This is a genomic window from Dechloromonas sp. ARDL1, assembly GCF_051122455.1.
Classification (GTDB): domain Bacteria; phylum Pseudomonadota; class Gammaproteobacteria; order Burkholderiales; family Rhodocyclaceae; genus Azonexus.
Map to the genome: position 1 here is coordinate 3,024,623 of NZ_CP168939.1, position 21,059 is coordinate 3,045,681.

Sequence of the window (21,059 nt, forward strand, 5' to 3'; positions counted from 1 at the left end):
ACCGTCAGGAAAAAGTCAAAAAACAACAACAAGTGTCAGCGCAGCGAAAATTCTTCAAATCTGCAATATCCAAGCCCCTCCAAAAACGATTCCCGGCATTGCGTCGAAAAAAAACGACAACCCGGCAACGAATCCGGCGCTTCTTTGCAATATTTCACGCAAAAAAACAAAGCGCGGATTTATACTCAAGAAAATATTGCAGTGCACAAAACTTTTTGCCCACAAGGCAGTCTTAGTTAGCAAGCGGTTACCGCCGCAACGTAAAAGGAGAGTAGTAATGAACAGCATGAACGCCCCCATGATCCTGCCCTGGATCGCCCGAAAGGCGGGGATTTCCGACGAACTGGCCCTCAAGCTGTGGCGCCGGGCAGCCAGCGAGGCGGAATACCTCACCGGCAAGTCGGAAGGCTCCGAATTCTGGGGCCTGAGCGTCGAGCGCTTCCTGTCCATTGTCGAAGATGAAGTCGGCAACACCCCGTCCTACAACCTGACCCCGGCCCCGCAAATGTCCTGGATGTGGCGCCACCAGAGCCGCATGTCCATGCTTTCCATCGTGGCAGCGCAGAACGCCTACCGCTACTGGCAGAACACCTGGGACAACATGTACCCGCAAAAAAAAGTAGCCTGACCGGGCGGCGCTAAAACCCCAGGTATTCGCAGCGCGTGCAGGCGCCGCGAATACCGCCCCCCGGTCCTTCCTGTCACGGCGCATCGCGCCCGATACCTCATCGGCTCGCGAAAAGCCCGCGTTTTTGCCTGAAGACAGCCCGACCCGGGCGCCCTCCGACAGTTTTGCCGGCACCGACCGGGCATACGCTATCAGACGGTATAATTCGTGGTTATTCCCCGATTTCCAGCGAATGAATTCCGCCATGCCCATGCAGGACAAATACTCCCCGGCCGACATCGAGCGTGCCGCCCAGCAACACTGGGATCAGACCGGTGCCGCCCGCGCCGTTGAAGACGCCACCAAGCCCAAGTACTACTGTCTGTCGATGTTCCCGTATCCGTCGGGGAAACTGCACATGGGCCATGTGCGCAACTACACCATCGGCGACGTGCTCTCCCGTTTCCACAAGATGCAGGGCTACAACGTGCTGCAGCCGATGGGCTGGGACGCCTTCGGCATGCCGGCGGAAAATGCTGCACTGCAAAATAACGTACCGCCAGCCGGCTGGACCTACTCGAACATCGAGTACATGAAAACCCAGCTCAAGTCGCTCGGCTTCGCAATCGACTGGAGCCGCGAACTGGCCACCTGCACGTCGGAGTACTACCGCTGGGAGCAGTGGCTGTTCACCCGCCTCTACGAAAAGGGCAAGGTCTACAAGAAGCTCGGTACCGTGAATTGGGACCCGGTCGACCAGACCGTGCTCGCCAACGAACAGGTCATCGACGGCCGCGGCTGGCGTTCCGGTGCGCTGATCGAAAAACGCGAAATCCCCATGTACTACATGAGGATCACCGAGTACGCCGAGGAACTGCTGGCTGAGCTCGACAATCTGCCGGGCTGGCCGGAGCAGGTACGCCTGATGCAGAAAAACTGGATCGGCAAGAGCACCGGCGTGCGCTTCGCCTTCCCGCTGGCCGACGAATTTGCCAGTACTCCGGACGACAAGCTCTGGGTCTTCACCACCCGCGCCGACACCATCATGGGCGTCACCTTCGTTGCCGTCGCCGCCGAGCATCCGCTGGCCACGCGTGCAGCCGCCAACAACCCGGAACTCACTGCCTTCATCGAGGAATGCAAGAAAGGCGGCGTCGCCGAGGCCGACATCGCCACGATGGAAAAGAAAGGGCTGCCCACCGGCATCTACGTCACTCACCCGCTGACCGGCGAAAAGGTCGAAGTCTGGGTCGGCAACTACGTGCTGATGAGCTACGGCGACGGCGCCGTGATGGCCGTGCCGGCGCACGACGAGCGGGATTTCGCGTTTGCCAAGAAATACGATCTGCCAATCAAGCAGGTTATCGCCGCCGAAGGCGAAACCTTCAGCCTCGACGGCTGGCAGGAGTGGTACGGCGACAAGCAGAAGGGTGCCTGCGTCAATTCCGGCAAGTACGACGGTCTGGCTTATGAAGCCGCCGTCGACGCCGTGGCTACCGACCTCACCGCCAAGGGCCTGGGCGAGAAGAAAATCCAGTTCCGCCTGCGCGACTGGGGCATCTCCCGCCAGCGTTACTGGGGCTGCCCGATCCCGATCATCCACTGCCCGACCTGCGGCGACGTGCCGGTGCCCGACGACCAACTGCCGGTCGTCCTGCCCGAAAACGTCGAGATCACCGGCGCCGGTTCGCCGCTGGCCCGCATGCCCGAGTTCTACGAGTGCAAGTGCCCGAAGTGCGGCGGCAACGCCCGGCGCGAAACCGACACCATGGACACCTTCTTCGAGTCGTCCTGGTACTTCCTGCGCTATGCCTGCCCGGACAACGCCAAGGCCATGGTCGACGAGCGCGTCGCCTACTGGTGCAAGGGCGGCATCGACCAGTACATCGGCGGCATCGAGCACGCCATCCTGCACCTGCTCTATTCGCGCTTCTTCACCAAACTGATGCGCGACACACAATTGTTCAAGACCAAATCTCCCGAAAACATTCCTGCGCTGCCTCACCCGGAGATCGACGGCGAGGGCTGGGTTGTTCCGGCAAACGAAGACCAATTCTGCAGCCTGTTTGACGAACCAGACAGCTATGAAAAAGTACTGAAAATTAGGCGACTCAACGCCAAACTTGCGCAAATCTCCAACGATCCGGCACTCCTGATTCCAGAGCCACTTTCCGAACCGTTTGCCAACCTGCTAACCCAGGGCATGGTCGTCGCCCCGACCTTCTATCGCGAACTCGAAGGCGGCAAGAAGCAGTGGATCAACCCGGCCGATGTCGATGTCGTCACCGACGAACGCGGCCGCCCCACCGGCGCCACGCTGAAGGCCGACGGCCAGCCGGTGGTGATCGGCGGCACCGAAAAGATGTCGAAGTCGAAGAACAACGGCGTCGACCCACAGGCGCTGATCGACCAGTACGGCGCCGACACCGCCCGCCTGTTCATCATGTTCGCCTCGCCGCCCGACCAGTCGCTGGAATGGTCGGATGCCGGCGTCGAAGGCGCCTTCCGCTTCCTGCGCCGCCTGTGGAAGCTGGTGCATGACCACGTCCAACAAGGCCTGGTCGCCACTTGTGCCAGCAGCGATGGCCTCAGTGCCGCCCAGGCCGACCTGCGCCGCAAGCTGCACCAGACCATGGGCAAGGTCGCCGACGACTACGGCCGCCGCAAGCAGTTCAACACCGCCATCGCCGCAGTCATGGAATTGCTCAACGCCTACGACAAGTGCGATCTGGCCGACGCAGCCGGCCGCGCGCTGGCCCAGGAAGTGCTGGAAAGCGCCACGCTGCTGCTCTTCCCCATCGTGCCGCACATCGGCCAGGCGCTCTATACCGAGCTGAAGCCGGGCGCCGACGCCGGCCTCGCCGCCTTCCCGAAGGCCGACCCGGCCGCCCTCAAGCAGGACGAGATCGAACTGGTCATCCAGGTCAACGGCAAGCTGCGCGGCTCGATCCGCGTGCCGGCCGAGGCCGACAAGGCGAGCATCGAAGCCGCCGCGCTGGCTAATCCGGAGGCGCAGAAATTCATGGAAGGCAAGGCGCCGAAGAAGGTCGTCGTCGTCCCTGGCCGCCTGGTCAATATCGTCGTGTAAGGAAGCGCCATGCCGCTGTTGCGCCCGCTCTTGCGTCCCATCGTCGCCCTGATCCTCGCCTTCGCCCTCACCGGCTGCGGCTTCCATCTGCGCGGCGTGGGCAGCGGCAACCTGCCCTACAACACGATGCATATCGCGCTGCCCGAAACGGCCGAAGTGAACATCTGGCTGCAACGCTACATCAAGGCCAGCGGCAGTACGACCATCGTCGACGATGCCAAGTCGGCCGACGCCGTATTCCAGCAACTGAGCGACACGCGGCAGAAGACCATTCTCAGCGTCAATGCACAGGGCCGTGTGCGCGAATACCGCCTGCAGCTTGACTACCGCTTCCGCGTGGTCAACCAGAAGGGCCAAATCCTGGTGCCGCCCAACGAAATCAACCTGACCCGCGACATCACCTTCGACGACTCGAACGTGCTGGCCAAGGATCTGGAAGAAGGCCTGCTCTGGCGCGACATGAACAATGACCTGGTCAACCAGATCATGCGCCGGCTGAGCATCATCAAGCCGAAGAACCCGGACGCTGAGGAAGACGAGCAGTAATGCTGCTAAAGGGCGACCAACTCGCCGCGCACCTCGAACGCGAGTTGCGCCCGCTCTACGTGCTATATGGCGACGAGCCGCTACTGGTCCTTGAAGCGGCTGATGCCATCCGCGCCAAAGCTCGCCAGCAGGGCTACAGCGAGCGCGAGGTACTGACTGTTCTGCCGCAGTTCGACTGGGGCCAACTGCTGGCCGTCGGCGGCAATATGTCCCTGTTCGGCGACAAGAAACTGATCGACCTGCGCATCCCGACCGGCAAGCCGGGCAAGGAAGGCAGTGCGGCGCTGCAGCAGTGGTGCCAGAACCTGTCACCGGACAACATGCTGCTCATCACCCTGCCCGAACTCGACTGGCGCGAGGAAAAGGCAGCCTGGTTCACGGCACTGGTCAACGCCGGCATCGCCCTCAAGCTCAATGCGCCGCCGCTGGCAGAACTACCCGGCTGGATTGCCGGCCGACTGCGCCGCCAGCAGCAGAGCGCTGACCTGGAAAGCCTGAAATTCGTCGCCGAACGGGTCGAGGGCAACCTGCTCGCCGCCCACCAGGAAATCCAGAAACTCGGCCTGCTCTACCCGGCCGGCCAGCTAAGCATGGCGCAGATTCGCGACGCCGTGCTCAATGTCGCCCGCTACGACATCGAAGGCCTGCGCGAAGCCCTGCTCGCCGGCGACATCGGCCGCCTCACCCGCACACTGGACGGCCTGATGCAGGAAGGCGAGGCGCCGCCGCTGGTGCTGTGGGCGATGAGCGAGGAAATCCGCGCCCTGACCGTCATCCGCGCTGGAATGGATGCCGGACGACCGGTCGATCAGTTGCTCAAGGATGCCAAGGTCTGGGGGCCGCGCACCGTACCGGTCAAGAAAGCCCTGCAACGGCTGAACAGCGCCGCACTCGAAGCCGCGCTCAAGCATGCCGGAAAGATCGACCGCCTGGTCAAGGGCATCGGTCACGGCAATGTGTGGGAGGAATTCCTGCGCCTCGGACTGCGGCTCACGACGGCACGAATCTAAGCGAAAAAGCCGGGCGTCACCCGGCCGGAAAAGCCTGTTGCGGCAGCTTACCGCTCGGGCTGCGGAGCGGATGGTTCGGCCGGCACGTCCGGCTCGATATCTTCCCAGATGCAGGAACATTCCCGACGCACGTCGTGCAGGCCCGGCTTGGTCTTCTCCTGGACCAGGCATTCACCCTCGCATTCGTCGGAAACGACCACCAATTTCATTTCGGCATCCACCTGGCGTTCGCCATCCCAGTAGCTGCACGTTGCGCAGACCTTGACCTCGGTCGGCAGTATCAATTTTTCTGCCATCTGTTCCTCGATGGATAACCCCAAATTTGTTGCGGGTAAGAGTTTACCCGGTTCTAGAAGTTCCCTCTAATTTGTCTGGCTATAATGCTCCTTTACCTCGCACGATGACTACGATGGATATCAAGCAATACATGCAGACCGTCGGCCGTCAGGCCCGCACTGCATCGCGTCGCCTGGCCTCGGCCTCGACGGCTGAAAAGAATGCCGCACTCATGCATCTGGCCTCCGCCATCCGCCGCGATAAGGCGGCGCTCCTCGCCGCCAACACCCAGGATCTCGACGCCGCCCGCGCCGCCGGTCTGGAGCCGGCGATGGTCGATCGCCTGACGCTGACCGACAAGGGCGTCGACAGCATGGCCGAAGGCGTCGAGCAGGTCGCCAAGCTGCCCGATCCGATCGGCGAAATGAGCGACTTCAAATTCCGCCCGAGCGGCATCCAGATCGGCAAGATGCGCGTGCCGCTCGGCGTCATCGGCATCATCTACGAAGCGCGCCCGAACGTCACCGCCGATGCCGCCGCGCTGTGCCTGAAGTCGGGCAACGCCGCCATCCTGCGCGGCGGCTCGGAGGCGATCCATTGCAACCGCGCCATCGCCCGCCTGGTTCAGGAAGCGCTACAGGCCGCCGGGCTGCCGGCCGATGCCGTGCAGGTCGTCGACACCACCGACCGCGCCGCCGTCGGCGAACTGATCACCATGCGCGAATTCGTCGACGTCATCGTGCCGCGCGGCGGCAAGGGCTTGATCGCCCGCCTGCTCGCCGAATCCCGCGTGCCGATGATCCAGCACCTCGACGGCAACTGTCATGTCTATATCGACGACGACGCCGATCCGGCCAAAGCGCTGAAGATCGTCGAGAACGCCAAGACCCAGCGCTACGGTACCTGCAACACCGCCGAATCGCTGCTCGTCGCCCGCTCCGTCGCCGCCGCCCAGCTACCGGCCATCGCCGCCATGCTCACCGGCAAGGGCGTCGAAATCCGTGGGTGCCCGGAAACCTGCACGTTGGTCAAGGAAGCCGTCCCGGCCAGCGAGGATGACTACTACACCGAGTTCCTGGCGCCGATCATCTCGGTCAAGGTCGTCTCCGGCATCGATGAGGCCATTGCTCACATCAACCAGTATTCGTCCAAGCACACCGAAGCCATCGTCACCGACAATCACCCGAAAGCCATGCGCTTCCTGCGCGAGGTCGACTCCAGCTCGGTGATGATCAACGCCTCGACGCGCTTCGCCGACGGCTTCGAATACGGCCTGGGCGCCGAGATCGGCATCTCCACCGACAAGATCCACGCCCGCGGCCCGGTCGGCTTGGAAGGGCTGACCAGCCAGAAGTGGGTGGTGCTCGGCGACGGGCACGTCCGGGCCTGAACGGAATCAAGGCCAAGCGATGTCAATCTGGCAACTCTTGCTCGGAGGGATTCTCATTGGCCTCGTCATTATTCTGATTCATGCCTCCAACGTGCTTTCTGGCAACCCCTACCAACAACGGCGCGCACATGAGGCGTTGATCGGCCAAGTCGCTCCCGAACGGCAAGCCGAACAAGACCAACTAATGACATGGCGGGGGCTGTCTCCAGCCCCCCTACGCCCTTATTGGCTAATCGCTGCGGTTTGCATCGTATTCGGGGTCACTCTTTTCCTTACCAGCTTTACTTAGGAGAGCCGCTTGTCCAAAGCCACCTTCAACTGGGAAGACCCACTGCTGCTCGACAGCCAGTTGGCGGCCGACGAGCGCCAGGTGCGCAATGCGGCGCGCAGCTTTGCCGAGAAAGCCTTGCGGCCGCGGGTGCGCGACGCCTTCCGGCACGAGACGGTCGATCCGGCGATTTTCCGCGAGATGGGCGACATGGGTCTGCTCGGCCCGACGCTGCCGCCGCGCTTCGGCGGCGCCGGACTGAACTACGTGTCCTACGGGCTGATCGCCCGCGAGATCGAACGCATCGACTCCGGCTACCGCACCATGCTGAGCGTGCAATCCTCACTGGTCATGCTGCCGATCTTCGCCTTCGGTTCCGACGAACAAAAACAGAAATACCTGCCCAAGCTCGGCAAGGGCGAATGGATCGGCTGTTTCGGCCTGACCGAACCCAATTCCGGCTCCGACCCCGGCAGCCTGGCGACCCGCGCCCGCGCCGTGCCGGGCGGCTGGAAGCTGTCGGGCAGCAAGAACTGGATTTCCAACGCGCCGTTGGCCGATGTCTTCGTGGTCTGGGCCAAGGACGACGCCAACGCCATCCGCGGCTTCATTCTCGACAAGGGCATGGCCGGGCTGTCAGCACCAGTCATCCACGGCAAGGTCGGGCTGCGCACCGCCGTCACCGGCGAGATCGTCATGGACGACGTGTTCGCCCCGGAAGAGAACCTGTTGCCCGGTGTCAGCGGCCTCAAGGGTCCGTTCACCTGCCTCAACGCGGCGCGCTACGGCATCGCCTGGGGAGCGCTCGGCGCCGCCGAGGCCTGCTGGCACACGGCGCGGCAATACACGCTGGACCGCAAGCAGTTCGACAAGCCGCTGGCCGCCAACCAGTTGGTGCAGAAGAAGCTGGCCGACATGCAGACCGAAATCACCCTTGGCATCCAGGGGGCGCTGCGCCTCGGCCGCATGATGGACGATGGCAGCGCGACGCCGGAAATCGTTTCGATGATGAAGCGCAACAGCTGCGGCAAGGCGCTCGACATCGCCCGCACGGCACGCAACATGCTGGGCGGCAACGGCATATCCGACGATTTTGGCGTCATCCGGCACTTAGTGAACCTCGAAGTGGTCAACACCTACGAAGGCACGCACGATGTGCATGCCCTGATCCTCGGCCGCGCCCAAACCGGGATTTCGGCTTTCTAGGTTCTTCAGGAGTCTTACCCATGCAAACACGCCCCAACCAGACCTACCAGGCCGTCGTCGCCGCCCCCGGTTTCTGCCTCGGCGTGCAGTGTAACGATGATGAAATCACCGGTATCGACTTCCTCGAACCGCGCCCGGAAGTCGCCGCCACGACGCCGCTCGCCGCCGAAGCCGTCCGTCAGCTCAAGGCTTATATCGCCGATCCCGGCTTTGCCTTCGGCCTGCCGCTGCGCCCAGCCGGAACCGCCTTCCAGCGTCGTGTCTGGGAACAGATCTCGGCCATCCCGACCGGCCAGACGCATACCTACGGCGACGTGGCCAAGCGCCTGAAAAATGCGCCGCGCGCCGTCGGCCAGGCTTGCGGCTCGAACCCCTACCCGCTCGTCGTGCCGTGCCATCGTGTCGTCGCCACCGGCGGCGGACTGGGCGGCTTCGCCCGCGAGCGCGGCGGCTTCCTGCTCGACGTCAAGCGCTGGCTGCTCCAGCACGAAGGTAGCGGTGCCGCCTCGGCCGGCTGATCTCGCCGAAATCGACGGTTTCTGCGATGCCCTGTGGCTGGAAGACGGTCTGGCCAAGGCAACGCTCGACAGCTATCGCTCCGATCTCGGCCGCCTGGCCGGGTGGCTGGCCGAGCACGGCCACGAGCCCGTGCTCGACATCCGCGAATCCACGCTGACCGGCTTCATCGCCCACCTGGCGAAACAAACACGCGCCACGTCTCAGGCCCGCTACCTGTCCACACTGCGCCGCTTCTACCGCTGGCAGGTCGGTCGCGGGCGCCTCGTCAACGACCCGACGCTGAAACTGGCCAACCCCAGCCTGCCGTCACGCCTGCCCAAGGTGATGTCGGAAAAGCAGGTCGAAGCGCTGCTCGATGCCCCCGATCTCGAATCCCCGCTCGGCCTGCGCGACCGCGCCATGCTGGAAACCCTGTACGCCACCGGGCTGCGCGTCTCGGAGCTGGTCAACCTGAAGCTGCATGAAGTGGGGCTGGCCGACGGTGTGCTGCGCGCGCTGGGCAAAGGTAGCAAGGAACGCCTGGTGCCGCTCGGCCAGTTGGCCGTCGACTGGATCACCCGCTACCTGCACGAAGCCCGCCCGGAAATCCTGCGCGGCCAGCAGAGCGATGCCCTGTTCGTCACCGCCCGGGGCGGCGCCATGACCCGCCAGGCCTTCTGGCAGCTGATCAAGCGTTATGCCCTTATCGCCGGTATCGACCCGGCCAGGCTATCGCCGCATGTGCTGCGCCACGCCTTCGCCACCCACCTGCTCAACCACGGTGCCGACCTGCGCGTGGTGCAGTTGCTGCTCGGCCATGCCGACATTTCAACCACCCAGATTTACACCCACGTCGCCCGCGAACGCCTGAAAAGCCTGCACGCCGAACACCATCCTCGCGGCTAGCCGCAGGCACGGCATACAGAATCGCAACCGCAACGTCAGCCCCCCCCCGCTTCCCTCACCCTCGGCTTCCACCTATCATCAAGGTCATCGTGGCCTACCGGAGGAAATCGCCATGCCTAACACGCTACGCTCGCTCGGCACCCTCGCTGGCATCGCCGGCCTGCTGATCTGCCTGTTCGCCGGCGCCCTCCGCCTGGCCGGCCAGCACTGGCTGATGGGCTTCGAAACCATCACCCTGCTCCAAATCGGTATCGGCGGCATGGTGTTTGGGTGTTTCTGCCTGCTGCTCGTCCTGACCGGCCGAGCGAACCCGCCAGCGCCAAATCGCTGAGGGTTTGCCACAATAGCCTTGTCGAATCCCATGCGGCAGCATTTCTATTCTCCGTCCAAACTGCCAGGCAATATCTCGATGCCCACGAATTCACTTCGACAGGACAAATGGCATAGCGTAATCAAGATCGTACTGATCTACGCCGCCTTTGCCGCTGCCTGGATACTGTTTTCCGACAAGGCTATCCTGCTGGTCACGGCCGACCCGGACGAGATGCTCCGGATCAGCACGCTCAAGGGCTGGGCCTTTGTCGCGGTCACCTCCCTGTTGCTCTATTTTCTGCTCAGCCGCTACTGGGGGCAGTACAGCAAGGCAATTGCGGAGCAATTCAATACGCTTAAGCTGGTTGAAACCGTTTCGGATAGCTCGATCGACGCCATTTTTGCGAAGGATATCGAAGGGCGTTATCTGGTATTCAACCGCGCCGCCTGCAAGTTCGTCGGGAAGCCGGCCAAGGAGGTGATCGGTCATGACGATTTCGCCATCTTCCCCAGGGATCAGGCCAGGGAATTGCTCGACACCAACCGCCGGATCATCGCCAATGGCGTCATCGAGAATCGCTATGAACATCTCGACACGCCGGGCGGCCGCAAAACCTTCTATGTCACCAAAGGCCCGCTGCTCGATAGCGACGGAAAGATCATCGGAACCTTCGGTATTTCCCGCGACGTAACCGAACGCATGCTGTTCGAGAACGAATTGCAGCGCCACCGCAAACATCTGGAAGACCTGGTCGCCGAACGCACGGCCGACCTGGTGCAAGCCAAGGCGGCGGCAGAGAGTGCCAGCCTGGCCAAGGGAGCTTTCCTCGCCAACATGAGTCACGAGATTCGCACCCCGCTGACAGCCATCACCGGCCTGGCTCATCTGATCCGGCGCGGCGAACTATCCCCGGCCCAGCACGAACAACTCGACAAGCTGGAAGCTGCCGGCTACCACCTGCTCGACGTCATCAATGCCATCCTCGACCTGTCGAAAATCGAGGCCGGCCGCCTGACGCTGGAAGAATCCCCGGTCTGTATCGAAACCCTGCTCGACAACGTGGCCGCCATGCTGCACGACCGGGCTAGCGCCAAGAACCTGCAACTCCTGGTCAGCCATGAGGAGCTGCCGAGGCGGCTGCGCGGCGACCCGACCCGCCTGCAGCAGGCACTGCTCAACTACGCCACCAACGCCATCAAATTCACCGAGCACGGCAGCGTCACGCTGCGCGCCAGCGTCGCGCAGAATCTGGGCGATGCCGTGCTGCTGCGCCTGGAGGTCCGCGACACCGGCATCGGTATTCCGGTGGACACCCAGGGCAAGCTATTCAGCGCCTTCGAACAAGCCGACAGCAGCACAACCCGCAAATACGGCGGTACCGGCCTCGGCCTCTCCATCAACCGCAAGCTGGCCGAACTGATGGGAGGCGCCGTCGGCGTTGACAGCACGCCGGGCGTCGGCAGCACCTTCTGGTTCACCGCCAGGCTCGCCAGGGACGAGACATGCGAGCCCTTGTCCGGCACCCCGCCAGAGTCGTCGGAGGCCCGCCTGCGACAGGCATTTGCCGGAGCACGCATCCTGCTGGCCGAGGATGAATCGATCAATCGGGAAATCGCCGGACTGCTGCTGCAGGATGTAGGTCTGGTGGTCGACTCGGCAGAAGACGGCATCGCGGCAGTGAACCTCGCCACCACACAGACGTACGACCTCATCCTGATGGACATGCAGATGCCGAACATGGATGGCCTGGAAGCGACGCGCCGTATCCGACAACTCCCGAACGGTGCCAGTGTGTCGATAGTGGCCATGACGGCCAACGCCTTCGCCGAAGATCGTCTGCGCTGCCTCGAAGCGGGCATGAACGACTTCATGAGCAAGCCCTTCGAGCCAGGACATTTCTATGCCACGCTACTCAAGTGGCTCACTCCCGTTAGCGAAACCCCATGAGCAAAACCGAACACGCCCCGGAAACCCAGGCCACCAAGTTTCTCAAGGCCAACAAGATTCCCTTTTCGACGCATCTTTACGCCTACGAGGAACACGGCGGCACCAAGGTGTCGGCCCGCGAGCTGAACGTGGACGAGCACGCCGTGGTCAAGACGCTGGTCTTCGAAGACGAGAACGCCAAGCCGCTGATCGTGCTGATGCACGGCGACCGCAAGGTATCGACCAAGGAACTCGCTCGCCAGATCAATTGCAAGAAGATCGAGCCGTGCAAGCCGGAAGTGGCCAATCGCCACACCGGCTTCCTGGTCGGCGGCACCAGCCCCTTCGGCACCAAAAAAGCGATGCCGGTGCATATCGAGAAAAGCATCCTCGACCTGTCGCTGATCTACATCAATGGCGGCCGGCGCGGCTTCCTGGTCGGCATTCACCCGCACGACATCCTGCGCGTCCTGCATCCCAAGGTCGTTGAAGTCGCGCTGACCTGATCATTGCCACAACAAATCGTAACGATTACATCAATCGATTGGCGCTATAACGCGCAGCTGGATAAAGTGGCACTCAAGCGTTCAACCGGAGTGCCGCCATGACCCAGATCGTTCTTCAGCATTACGAAAAACCCGCCGCCCGCCGCCATCTCTGGGTCGGGCTGCTCATGGCGCTCGTCGGCATCGTCTTCGGCATCGACCAGGCGGTGCAGTGGCTGAGCGCCCACCCGATGGCGGCCCGGGGCCTTGAGGCCAGCCTGCTTGCCGGCGCGGCGACCGGACTCGGCGCCATTCCCGTGCTCATGCTGCGCCGTCCCTCTGAACGCCTGATGGCGCCGATGCTCGGGCTCGCCGGCGGCATGATGCTCGCCGCCAGCCTCTTTTCGCTGCTCGTCCCGGCCGTCCAGACGGTTGCCGCCAGCGGCACGCCATGGGCGCTCGGCATCGCCACCGCAGCCGCCTTGCTGGCTGGTGTCGGCGCCATGCAGACGCTCGACCGCCGCCTGCCGCACGCACACGTCGAAACGGTTGAAGCGGACGGCATGATGCCCAACGTATCACTCGTCGTCGCCGCCATTTCGCTACACAACATTCCCGAGGGCCTCGCCGTCGGTGTCGCGGCAGCCGCCGGAGCCGACCACGGCATGAGCCTGGGCATCGCCCTGCAGAACATTCCGGAAGGCTGGATCGTGGCCAGCGCCATGGTTGCCTTGGGCTCGGCGCCGTTGCGGGCAGCCTTGATCGCGCTCGGCACCGGCCTCGTCGAGCCACTCGGCGGCCTGTTCGGCGTCGTCGCCAGCAGCATGGCCGGCGCCGCACTGCCGCTCGCGCTCGCCGCGGCCGCCGGGGCCATGCTGTGGGTGGTCAGCCACGAGATGATTCCCGCCTCGCACCGCCCCGGACGCATCGGCGCCGGGACGGCCGGGCTCGCCGCCGGGTTCGCCGTGATGACCGCGTTGGCCGGTATTTATTGATGCTGGCAGAACGAATATTTATCGCCGCGAACTTTTTTCAAACAGCGTTTGTCTCCTGACAGGAAGCACCAACCCACCCGAGGAGACATGGCATGCCGAACCGACCTGCAATCAAGATCATCCAGAATCGCCATTTCCTGACCACCACGCCGGAAAAAAGCATCCGCGCGGTGGCCGCCCACATGCGCGACAACCGCGAGGGCGCGGTGCTCGTCGTCGCCCCCGACGATGGCCATCTGCTCGGCATCTGCACCGAGCGCGACCTGGCCTTCAAAGCGCTGGCTGCGGGGCTCGACGCCAATACGACGCCCGTACGTTCGATCATGACGGCCAATCCGCAAACGGTCGGCCCCGAAAAACCCTTCGGCCACGCCCTGCATCTCATGCACGAAGGCGGTTTCCGTCACCTACCGGTGGTGTTGTCCGATGGCCGCCCGATCGGCGTATTGTCGGCCCGCGACGCACTCGGGCTGGAAGCCTTTCACTTCCTCCAGGAACTTGGACAGCGCGATGCGCTGACCGAAATTCTCTGAACCGTAGTAATCAGTAGGGTCGGAAGCCGAGCGGCTTCCGACCGGTTCAGACCGAGCGCTCGATAATCACGCCGACGCGCTTGACGCCCGGCATCATGCCCAGCTTGGCGACGGAAACGCGCACCCACTGGGCGGCGAAATTCTCGAGCAGGAAAGTGGCAATGTGCTCGGTAAGTTTTTCCAGCAGGTTGAAGTGGCTGCCGGCCAAGTCGTTGCGCAGGCGCTCGACGACGACGGCGTAATCGACCGTATCGCGGATATCGTCGCTGGCCCCGGCCGAAGCTGTCGACACGCCGATCTGCAGCGAAATCTCGACCGTCTGGGACATGGCCTTTTCGCGCGGATAGATGCCTATCCACGTTTCGGCGCGCAATTCTTCGATGAAAATGATGTCCATGGGACGGTCGACCGCTGCTCAGGTGTAAAATTCGCCGCGATTGTACCCCTCTTGCGCGCCATTTCACCCATGCAAACCGCCCTCGCCATTCTTGCTGCCTACCTTCTCGGCTCCGTTCCCTTCGCGATGATCTCCTCCAAGGTATTCGGGCTGGCCGATCCGCGCACCTACGGCTCGGGCAACCCGGGCGCCACCAACGTGCTGCGCAGCGGCAACAAGAAAGCCGCGCTGATGACCCTGATCGGCGATGCGCTGAAGGGCGCCGTCGCCGTCATCGTCGCCCAGCAGATGGGCTTGAGCGACACGGTGATCGCCCTGGTGGCGCTGGCCGTCTTTCTCGGCCACCTTTACCCGATTTTCCTCAAGTTCAAGGGCGGCAAGGGCGTCGCCACCGCCGCCGGCGTATTGCTCGCCCTCGACCCGGTTCTCGGCCTCGCCGTCGCCGGCACCTGGCTGCTCGTCGCCTACGTCTCGCGCTACTCCTCGCTCGCCGCGCTGATCGCCGCCGCCGCCGCACCGGTCATCGCGGTATTGATGCACGGCGCCACCAACCAGACCATCGTCGTCGGCATCCTCGGCATGGCGCTGATCGGCAAGCACTGGCAGAACATCCAGCGGCTGATGGCCGGCCAGGAATCGAAGATCGGCAGCAAGAAGAAGTAGCCGGTCACGCCGGTTTGCGCGGATGCCGCGGCGCGCATCCGTGCCCCCGTCGCGCGAAACGAACCGCCGCCATGGCCCTCGCCATGGCAAGGGGGAGCGACAAAGCGAGCGGGGATGCGGGGCGTGCCGAACATAGCAGAATCTGCGTGACTGACGACCTGGCCGACTCAGGCGGCCGGCAGACGAATCGTCACCAACAGGCCGCCGCCCGCCGCATCGTCCAGCGCGATCTCGCCGCCATGGGCGAGCACGATTTCGCGCACGATGGACAGCCCCAGCCCACTGCCCAGCGTATCGGCAGTCTCCAACCGGAAGAAACGCAGGAAGACGTTTTGCCGCTGCGCCTCGGGAATGCCCGGCCCGTTGTCGCGCACGATCAGGACCACGCCATCCTCCCGGCGGGACACCGCCACCGTGACCAGTCCGCCCTCCGGGGTATAGCGCAGCGCGTTGTCGATCAGGTTGGCGATCATTTCGCGCAACAGGACCATCTGGCCGCTCACCGTTGCCATCGAATCGCCGCCGCCTTCGTAACCGAGATCGATCTGCTTGCGTACCGCCAAGGGCAATAGCTCAACCACCGTGTCGCGCGCCACGACGGCCAGATCGACCGTTTGCGGCGGCGCCACCAGGCCGTTGACCGGCTCGGCCCGCGACAGCGACAGCAGCTGGTTGGTCAGGCGGATGGCGCTGCCCAGGCTGTTGTGAAAGGCCTCGACCGCCGGCCGCATTTCGTCGACCTCGCTCTGCCGCAAGGCATATTCGGCCTGCGTGTTGAGTACCGCGAGCGGCGTACGCAACTGGTGGGCGGCATCGGCAATGAAGCGGCGACGCGCCTCGACCATGCGTTCGATACGGTCCATGTGCAGATTGATGGCATCGACCAGCGGCACCACCTCGCGCGGCAGGTCGTCGGACTGGATCGGCGTCAGGTCGTCGTCCGGGCGATTGCGGATGCCCTGCCCCAGGCGCTCCACCGGCTTGACCGCCTGCCGCGTGGCGAGCAACGCGACGCTCAGGGCGACAACGATGAGCAGCGCCTTGCGACCGACTTCGCCGAAGAACAGCGTTTGCACCACCTCCTGCCGGGAGTTGGTGGTTTCGCCCAGAATGACCAGCACCGGCCGGGGAAACTCGGTGCGATACAGGGGTTTCAACATCGCCCCCAGGCGCAGGGTGTGGCCTTTGTAGGTGCCGTCGTAAAACACCGCGACGTTGGGCTTCAAGGAGGCGGGTGCAGGCAAGCCCTCGTAGCCGGTGATCGCCTCGTCGCCCGGGTGGCCGACGCTGTAGAACACGCGATCCGAACTCCCGGCCTCGAACAGTTCGAGCGCCGAGTAGGGGATGTCGACCACCACCTCGCTGTCGGTGGCGTAGATGCGCTCGGCGATGCCTTTCAGCGAGGCCGACAGCGAACGATCGTAGGCCTGGTTGGCGGCGGCCAGCGCATCACGGTAGCTGTACCAGGCATCGACCAGCAACAGGGTCGACAAGACACCGACCAGCCAGACCGCCAGGCCGCGTTTGAGGCTCTTGGCCGGCAGGCGGCTGCGCACGCGGGAAATCAAGCGGCGGCCTCGCCCGTTACCGCGATCAGGTAGCCGAGGCCGCGCACCGTGGTCACCGCCACGCCGCTCCCCTCCAGCTTCTTGCGCAGGCGGGAAACGTAGATTTCGATGGCTTCGGGACGCGCATCCTGCTCCATGCTGAACAGTTTTTCGAACAGCGCATCGCGCGCCACCGGGCGGCCGATGCGGCCAAGCAGCGCCTCAAGCACCGCCAGTTCGCGCGGGGTCAGCGACAGCGGCGCGCCATTGACCGTCGGCAGGCGGCTTACCGTGTCGTAGGCCAGCGCCCCCAGGCGCACCACCGGCGTCTGCCCGGAAGAACGCCGGAGCAGGGCCTTGAGACGTGCTTCCAGCTCGCCGAGTTCGAACGGCTTGGGCAGGTAATCGTCGGCGCCGAGATTGAGGCCACGGATACGATCGTCGACCGAACCGCGCGCCGTGAAGATCAGCACCGGCACCTGCGAGCCGCGACCGCGCAGGCTCTTCAGCACGTCCAGCCCATCCTTGCCGGGCAGCGACAGGTCGAGCAGCACACCGTCGTATTCGCCGGTCAACAGGTAGTGTTCGGCGTGTTCGCCGCAGTCGGCGATATCCACCGCATAGCCGGACTGGCGCAGGGATTTGGCCACCCACTCGCACAGCTCCGGATGGTCTTCGACCAGCAGGATCTTCATGTCTTGTCTCCATTTTGCCGGCTCGGGCCGGACTCTTTGACGGCATTGTTCCGCGCCGACCCGCCGAAAGCAAATCGAAAGCTTCGCCGCCTTTAATGCGTTCCCAGCCGGCACCCGCCGGCTCGATTGCACATCGACAACAACCTCCCGGAGGAGACAATGCGTCAACAATCCCTGTATCGCGCCATCCTGGCCTGTTTTGCACCGCTGGCCGTCGCCGGCACCGTCCACGCCGCCCCCATTGACGATCTGCGCAGCGAACTCGCGGCCACGAAGGCTCGCCTGGAAAAGCTGGAAGAACTGCTGACCGCCACCGCCGCCACCACCAGCGCGGCAACCAAGAAAGCCGAGGAAGCGACCAAGAAAGCCGACGAGGCGAGCAAGTCCGCTCAAAGCGCCGCCAAGGCGGCAGCCGAACCGGCCAAGAGCAAGGGCCTGTCCATGCCGGCCGGCCTGAGCATCTACGGCATCATCGACGCCGGCGTCGAATACGGCAATTACGGCCAAGGTTCCCGGGCACGCATCCAGAGCGGCCTCGGCTCGGCCAGCCGCCTCGGCTTCAAGGGCCAACGCGATTTCGGCGACGACCTCTCCGCCTACTTCCAGCTCGAAGCCGGCATTTCCGTCGACAACGGCCAGAACACCGGCCACTCCTCCAACGTCAGCAACCCCGGCGCCGGCAGCGCCTCATCGGCCGCCCCCAACACGACCGGCGTCGCCATCTTCTCGCGCAACACCTAACACCTTCCTCGGCCTGACCAGCAAGAAATTCGGCGACATCCGCTTCGGCCGCGACTATGCGCCGATCTACTCGCTCGCCAGCACCTCCGACCCGTTCACCATCGGCGGCGCCACCGCCTTCCGCCTGTGGTCATCGGCGGCGGCCAGCCGTTTCGACAACGCGGTGTTCTACGCCACCCCGACGCTGGCCGGCTTCCAGGGCAAGATCGCCTACTCGGCAGGCATGGAAAACAACAGCAAGGCCGATGTCGGCGTCACCGGCGGCGCCCCCGGCAACAGCAGCACCGGACCCGAGGGCGAAGGCAAGGGCGTCAGCGCCAGCCTGACCTATGCCAACGGCCCGCTCTTCGTCGGTGCCGGTTATCTCGACTACGCCAAGATGGGCACCGTCACCGCCCCGGCCACCGAGAACGCCCACCGCAAGTCGTGGAACCTGGCCGCCACCTATGACCTGAAGTTCGCCAAACTGTATGCCCAATTCCTGCACGGCGAGGATACCCAGGCCGGTGCCGCCACCTACAAGACGCTGGACCGCGACGTCTGGTGGCTGGGCGCCGCCGTGCCGTTCATGGACCGCCATACGCTGCGCGCCGTCTATGGCCACCTCGACGACCGTCTGGCGACCAACCGCGATTCCAACCACTACGGTGCCGGCTACGAGTTCGCGCTCGACAAGCAGACCGATGTCTACCTCTACTACGCCAAGGTCACCAACAAGAACGGCGGCCAGAACTCGCTGTGCGCCGGCGGCACCTGCCAGGGCTACGACAAGGACTCCGGCCTGCCGCCGAACTTCTCGCCGACCTCGCTGATGATGGGCGGTCGCTACCGTTTCTAAGAGGCTGTTCACGATCAATTGGATGTCGTAGACTGGGGCATGAGAAAGAGATACCCCAGTGACATCAGCCCGGAAGCCTTTGAAGAGATCAGGCCCTTGCTGGAAAGTGTGCGCAAGCAGACCAAGCCCCGAACGGTGGATTTATATGAAGTGTTCTGTGGCGTGCTGTATTTGCTGAAGAGCGGTTGCCAATGGCGGATGCTCCCGAGCGAATATCCGAAATGGCGCACGGTGCATGCCTATTTTGCCAAGTGGAGTGAGCCTGGTCCAGACGGTTTCAGCGTTCTGGAACGGGCTTTAAAAAAATGTGGTTGGCGCGGTCCGTACAAAACAGGGGCGCAAATCCTCGACGAGCTTCTTGATCGTCGACGCGCAGAGCGTCAAGAACAGCGATAGCGCTCGCGAGAAAGGCTACGATGCGGGCAAGAAAGTTTCCGGCATCAAGCGCCATATTGCCGTCGATACCCAAGGTCTGCCGCACGCTATCGCCGTCACGACCGCTGATGTAGCCGACCGCAAGGGGGCATTGCAGGCTTTGAGCCGCTGTGCAGCGGATTTACAAGCCGTTCAGAGCATCCTGGCCGACGGTGGCTATGTCGGCCAGCCTTTTGCCCAAGCAGTAGATGAACTGCTGGGCGCCGAGGTTCAAATCGCCAAGCGCAGCGAATTGCATACCTTTGCCGTCATACCTCAACGCTGGGTTGTCGAGCGATCATTTGCCTGGATTGAAAAGTGCCGCCGTCTTTGGAGGAACTGCGAACGCAAGCTGAACACCAGCCTACAGTTCATTCATCTCGCCTTCCTCGCGCTTTTGCTCAGAAGATCGTGAACAGGTTCTAAGCGGCCAGCACGGGGAAAGCGCAAGCCGAACAAATAATCGCTTTCCCCGCGAAAACGAAAGCGAATCGAAAGCCGCAAGACCTACATTGGACCCTGAGCCATCCGGCCGGTGCCTGACAAAGCCCGGACCGGATGCCAGAATCGAACCAAGGAGACAAACATGAATACAACCCGTCGCCGCTTCCAGCGCGGCCTGCTTGCCGGACTGACCGTGGCCGCCCTCAACGCCGCCTTCGGCTTTGGCACGGCCCACGCCCAGTCCGCCGCCGACCTCGCCGCGGCCGCCCAAAAGGAAGGCAAGCTGGTCATCTACGGCGTGACCGACAACGAGCAGGCCAATCACCTGATCCGCGAATTCCGCACCATGTACCCGGCGATCAACGTCGAGTACAGCAACATTAGCACCACCGAGCTGTACAACCGCTTCATCTCGGAAACCGCCGCCGGCAGTTCGGCCGACGTGACCTGGTCGTCGTCGATGGACCTGCAGATCAAGCTGGTCAACGACGGCTACGCCCAGCCGCACAAGTCGGCCGAAACGGCCAAGCTGCCTGAATGGGCCAACTGGAAGAACGAGGCCTTCGGCACCACCTACGAACCGATCGGCATTGTCTACAACAAGCGCCTGATCCCGGCCGGCGACGTACCGCAGACGCACGCGGATTTCGTCAAGCTGCTCAATGCGCAGACCGAGAAGTTCAAGGGCAAGGTCAACACCTACGACCCGGAAAAGTCCGGCGTCGGTTTCATGCTGGTGACCCAGGACAAGCAGGTCAACGCCGCCGGCTTCGCCGAGCTGCAGAAGGCGCTCGGCGCGGTGCAGGCCAAGGTGCAGGCATCGACCGGCACAATGATGGAACGCATCGCCTCCGGCGAGAACCTGATCGGCTACAACCTCAACGCCGCCTACGCACTGACCCGCGCCCAGAAGGACCCGTCGATCGGCATCGTGCTGCCCAAGGACTACACGCTGGTCATCAGCCGCGTCATGTTCATCGCCAAGAAGGCCAAGAACCCGAACGCCGCCAAGCTGTGGCTCGATTTCGTGCTGTCGAAGAAGGGCCAGGAGATCATCGCCAGCAAGGCCGACCTCTACGCCATCCGCCCCGATGTCGAAGGCGACACCACGGCCAGCGGCCTGAAGAAGCAGCTCGGCGACGCGCTGCGTCCGGTGGCGATCAACACCGGCCTGCTGACCTACCTCGACCAGGCCAAGCGCCTCGAATTCCTGAAACAGTGGAATAGCGCGGTCAAGGGCAAGTAAGCCCCCGATCCCGGGCGCCGCCTCCTG

At 63.5% G+C, this 21,059-nt stretch carries 23 protein-coding genes; 18 read left to right on the plus strand and 5 right to left on the minus strand.

Annotated features, from left to right (window positions below; all coding sequences use genetic code 11):
• Positions 1-54: 54 nt before the first annotated feature.
• On the minus strand, positions 55-288 hold the full coding sequence (locus AB6Q56_RS14975) for a hypothetical protein (RefSeq protein WP_434513880.1): 234 nt from the start codon (positions 286-288) through the stop codon (positions 55-57).
• On the opposite strand from AB6Q56_RS14975, the gene AB6Q56_RS14980 reads away from it, so the two are divergent.
• The 4 genes from AB6Q56_RS14980 (at position 278) to holA (ending at position 5,251) form a co-directional block, all read left to right on the plus strand.
• Positions 278-628, plus strand: coding sequence for a hypothetical protein (locus AB6Q56_RS14980; RefSeq protein ID WP_434513881.1), 351 nt, complete (start codon positions 278-280; stop codon positions 626-628). The genes AB6Q56_RS14975 and AB6Q56_RS14980 overlap by 11 nt on opposite strands.
• Before the next feature lie 250 nt (positions 629-878).
• On the plus strand, positions 879-3,695 hold the full coding sequence (leuS, locus tag AB6Q56_RS14985) for a leucine--tRNA ligase (RefSeq protein ID WP_434517165.1): 2,817 nt from the start codon (positions 879-881) through the stop codon (positions 3,693-3,695).
• A 9-nt stretch (positions 3,696-3,704) separates the two neighbouring features.
• Entirely contained in the window at positions 3,705-4,241 is a 537-nt protein-coding gene (gene lptE, locus AB6Q56_RS14990; protein ID WP_434513882.1) for an LPS assembly lipoprotein LptE, read from the plus strand.
• A complete protein-coding gene (gene holA / locus AB6Q56_RS14995; protein WP_434513883.1) occupies positions 4,241-5,251 on the plus strand; it encodes a DNA polymerase III subunit delta in 1,011 nt (336 codons plus the stop codon). Before lptE ends, holA begins: the two co-directional genes overlap by 1 nt.
• A gap of 47 nt (positions 5,252-5,298) precedes the next feature.
• Here the strand turns inward: holA and AB6Q56_RS15000 are convergent, their stop codons facing one another.
• Positions 5,299-5,547, minus strand: coding sequence for a hypothetical protein (locus tag AB6Q56_RS15000; protein WP_434513884.1), 249 nt, complete (start codon positions 5,545-5,547; stop codon positions 5,299-5,301).
• Positions 5,548-5,660: 113 nt separating this feature from the next.
• Here AB6Q56_RS15000 and AB6Q56_RS15005 point away from each other — a divergent pair, with 113 nt between their 5' ends.
• The 9 genes from AB6Q56_RS15005 (at position 5,661) to AB6Q56_RS15045 (ending at position 14,047) form a co-directional block, all read left to right on the plus strand.
• Positions 5,661-6,917 (plus strand): glutamate-5-semialdehyde dehydrogenase, encoded by a 1,257-nt coding sequence (locus AB6Q56_RS15005; RefSeq protein ID WP_434513885.1) that lies wholly within the window; start codon positions 5,661-5,663, stop codon positions 6,915-6,917.
• Positions 6,918-7,215: 298 nt separating this feature from the next.
• Positions 7,216-8,391 carry an acyl-CoA dehydrogenase gene (locus AB6Q56_RS15010; protein ID WP_434513886.1) on the plus strand — a complete coding sequence of 392 codons (1,176 nt, stop codon included), beginning with the start codon at positions 7,216-7,218 and terminating at the stop codon, positions 8,389-8,391.
• A 20-nt stretch (positions 8,392-8,411) separates the two neighbouring features.
• The gene (locus AB6Q56_RS15015) at positions 8,412-8,909 is read left to right on the plus strand and encodes a methylated-DNA--[protein]-cysteine S-methyltransferase (RefSeq protein ID WP_434513887.1); all 498 of its coding nucleotides are present in this window, start codon (positions 8,412-8,414) and stop codon (positions 8,907-8,909) included.
• A complete protein-coding gene (gene xerD / locus AB6Q56_RS15020) occupies positions 8,890-9,795 on the plus strand; it encodes a site-specific tyrosine recombinase XerD (protein WP_434513888.1) in 906 nt (301 codons plus the stop codon). The genes AB6Q56_RS15015 and xerD overlap by 20 nt, the downstream gene beginning before the upstream one ends.
• Positions 9,796-9,907: 112 nt before the next feature.
• Complete coding sequence (locus AB6Q56_RS15025) at positions 9,908-10,126, plus strand: hypothetical protein (protein ID WP_434513889.1); 219 nt, start codon at positions 9,908-9,910, stop codon at positions 10,124-10,126.
• Between the two features lie 78 nt (positions 10,127-10,204).
• Positions 10,205-12,055, plus strand: coding sequence for a response regulator (locus AB6Q56_RS15030; RefSeq protein ID WP_434513890.1), 1,851 nt, complete (start codon positions 10,205-10,207; stop codon positions 12,053-12,055).
• On the plus strand, positions 12,052-12,540 hold the full coding sequence (gene ybaK / locus AB6Q56_RS15035) for a Cys-tRNA(Pro) deacylase (protein ID WP_434513891.1): 489 nt from the start codon (positions 12,052-12,054) through the stop codon (positions 12,538-12,540). Before AB6Q56_RS15030 ends, ybaK begins: the two co-directional genes overlap by 4 nt.
• Positions 12,541-12,638: 98 nt before the next feature.
• Positions 12,639-13,514: a ZIP family metal transporter gene (locus AB6Q56_RS15040; protein ID WP_434513892.1), complete on the plus strand. Its 876-nt coding sequence runs from the start codon at positions 12,639-12,641 to the stop codon at positions 13,512-13,514.
• A 92-nt stretch (positions 13,515-13,606) separates the two neighbouring features.
• The gene (locus tag AB6Q56_RS15045; protein ID WP_434513893.1) at positions 13,607-14,047 is read left to right on the plus strand and encodes a CBS domain-containing protein; all 441 of its coding nucleotides are present in this window, start codon (positions 13,607-13,609) and stop codon (positions 14,045-14,047) included.
• 46 nt (positions 14,048-14,093) lie between these two features.
• On the opposite strand, the gene AB6Q56_RS15050 is transcribed toward AB6Q56_RS15045, so the two are convergent.
• Positions 14,094-14,444: a dihydroneopterin aldolase gene (locus AB6Q56_RS15050; RefSeq protein ID WP_434513894.1), complete on the minus strand. Its 351-nt coding sequence runs from the start codon at positions 14,442-14,444 to the stop codon at positions 14,094-14,096.
• Between the two features lie 69 nt (positions 14,445-14,513).
• On the opposite strand from AB6Q56_RS15050, the gene plsY reads away from it, so the two are divergent.
• Complete coding sequence (gene plsY, locus AB6Q56_RS15055) at positions 14,514-15,107, plus strand: glycerol-3-phosphate 1-O-acyltransferase PlsY (RefSeq protein WP_434513895.1); 594 nt, start codon at positions 14,514-14,516, stop codon at positions 15,105-15,107.
• Between the two features lie 167 nt (positions 15,108-15,274).
• Here plsY and AB6Q56_RS15060 read toward each other — a convergent pair whose 3' ends face one another.
• A complete protein-coding gene (locus AB6Q56_RS15060; protein ID WP_434513896.1) occupies positions 15,275-16,663 on the minus strand; it encodes a sensor histidine kinase in 1,389 nt (462 codons plus the stop codon).
• A gap of 8 nt (positions 16,664-16,671) precedes the next feature.
• Entirely contained in the window at positions 16,672-17,349 is a 678-nt protein-coding gene (locus tag AB6Q56_RS15065; protein WP_434513897.1) for a response regulator, read from the minus strand.
• A 159-nt stretch (positions 17,350-17,508) separates the two neighbouring features.
• Between AB6Q56_RS15065 and AB6Q56_RS15070 the strand changes: the two genes are divergently transcribed.
• The 4 genes from AB6Q56_RS15070 to AB6Q56_RS15085 all read left to right on the plus strand — a co-directional run bounded on the left by AB6Q56_RS15070 (position 17,509) and on the right by AB6Q56_RS15085 (position 21,032).
• The gene (locus AB6Q56_RS15070) at positions 17,509-18,090 is read left to right on the plus strand and encodes a porin (RefSeq protein ID WP_434513898.1); all 582 of its coding nucleotides are present in this window, start codon (positions 17,509-17,511) and stop codon (positions 18,088-18,090) included.
• Between the two features lie 37 nt (positions 18,091-18,127).
• On the plus strand, positions 18,128-18,928 hold the full coding sequence (locus AB6Q56_RS15075; protein ID WP_434517166.1) for a porin: 801 nt from the start codon (positions 18,128-18,130) through the stop codon (positions 18,926-18,928).
• 39 nt (positions 18,929-18,967) lie between these two features.
• A protein-coding gene (locus AB6Q56_RS15080; RefSeq protein WP_434513899.1) for an IS5 family transposase occupies positions 18,968-19,757 on the plus strand; the annotation gives its coding sequence in 2 pieces (ribosomal slippage) (positions 18,968-19,230 and positions 19,229-19,757; 792 coding nt in all).
• 171 nt (positions 19,758-19,928) lie between these two features.
• A complete protein-coding gene (locus AB6Q56_RS15085) occupies positions 19,929-21,032 on the plus strand; it encodes an ABC transporter substrate-binding protein (RefSeq protein WP_434513900.1) in 1,104 nt (367 codons plus the stop codon).
• Positions 21,033-21,059 lie beyond the last annotated feature (27 nt).

Coding starts and splice junctions, on each gene's coding strand:
- AB6Q56_RS14980 (WP_434513881.1), top strand. CDS start 278: ATGAACAGCATGAACGCCCCCATGATCCTGCCCTGGATCGCCCGAAAG.
- AB6Q56_RS14975 (WP_434513880.1), bottom strand. CDS start 288: ATGCTGTTCATTACTACTCTCCTTTTACGTTGCGGCGGTAACCGCTTG.
- leuS (WP_434517165.1), top strand. CDS start 879: ATGCAGGACAAATACTCCCCGGCCGACATCGAGCGTGCCGCCCAGCAA.
- lptE (WP_434513882.1), top strand. CDS start 3,705: ATGCCGCTGTTGCGCCCGCTCTTGCGTCCCATCGTCGCCCTGATCCTC.
- holA (WP_434513883.1), top strand. CDS start 4,241: ATGCTGCTAAAGGGCGACCAACTCGCCGCGCACCTCGAACGCGAGTTG.
- AB6Q56_RS15000 (WP_434513884.1), bottom strand. CDS start 5,547: ATGGCAGAAAAATTGATACTGCCGACCGAGGTCAAGGTCTGCGCAACG.
- AB6Q56_RS15005 (WP_434513885.1), top strand. CDS start 5,661: ATGGATATCAAGCAATACATGCAGACCGTCGGCCGTCAGGCCCGCACT.
- AB6Q56_RS15015 (WP_434513887.1), top strand. CDS start 8,412: ATGCAAACACGCCCCAACCAGACCTACCAGGCCGTCGTCGCCGCCCCC.
- AB6Q56_RS15025 (WP_434513889.1), top strand. CDS start 9,908: ATGCCTAACACGCTACGCTCGCTCGGCACCCTCGCTGGCATCGCCGGC.
- AB6Q56_RS15030 (WP_434513890.1), top strand. CDS start 10,205: ATGCCCACGAATTCACTTCGACAGGACAAATGGCATAGCGTAATCAAG.
- ybaK (WP_434513891.1), top strand. CDS start 12,052: ATGAGCAAAACCGAACACGCCCCGGAAACCCAGGCCACCAAGTTTCTC.
- AB6Q56_RS15040 (WP_434513892.1), top strand. CDS start 12,639: ATGACCCAGATCGTTCTTCAGCATTACGAAAAACCCGCCGCCCGCCGC.
- AB6Q56_RS15045 (WP_434513893.1), top strand. CDS start 13,607: ATGCCGAACCGACCTGCAATCAAGATCATCCAGAATCGCCATTTCCTG.
- AB6Q56_RS15050 (WP_434513894.1), bottom strand. CDS start 14,444: ATGGACATCATTTTCATCGAAGAATTGCGCGCCGAAACGTGGATAGGC.
- plsY (WP_434513895.1), top strand. CDS start 14,514: ATGCAAACCGCCCTCGCCATTCTTGCTGCCTACCTTCTCGGCTCCGTT.
- AB6Q56_RS15065 (WP_434513897.1), bottom strand. CDS start 17,349: ATGAAGATCCTGCTGGTCGAAGACCATCCGGAGCTGTGCGAGTGGGTG.
- AB6Q56_RS15070 (WP_434513898.1), top strand. CDS start 17,509: ATGCGTCAACAATCCCTGTATCGCGCCATCCTGGCCTGTTTTGCACCG.
- AB6Q56_RS15085 (WP_434513900.1), top strand. CDS start 19,929: ATGAATACAACCCGTCGCCGCTTCCAGCGCGGCCTGCTTGCCGGACTG.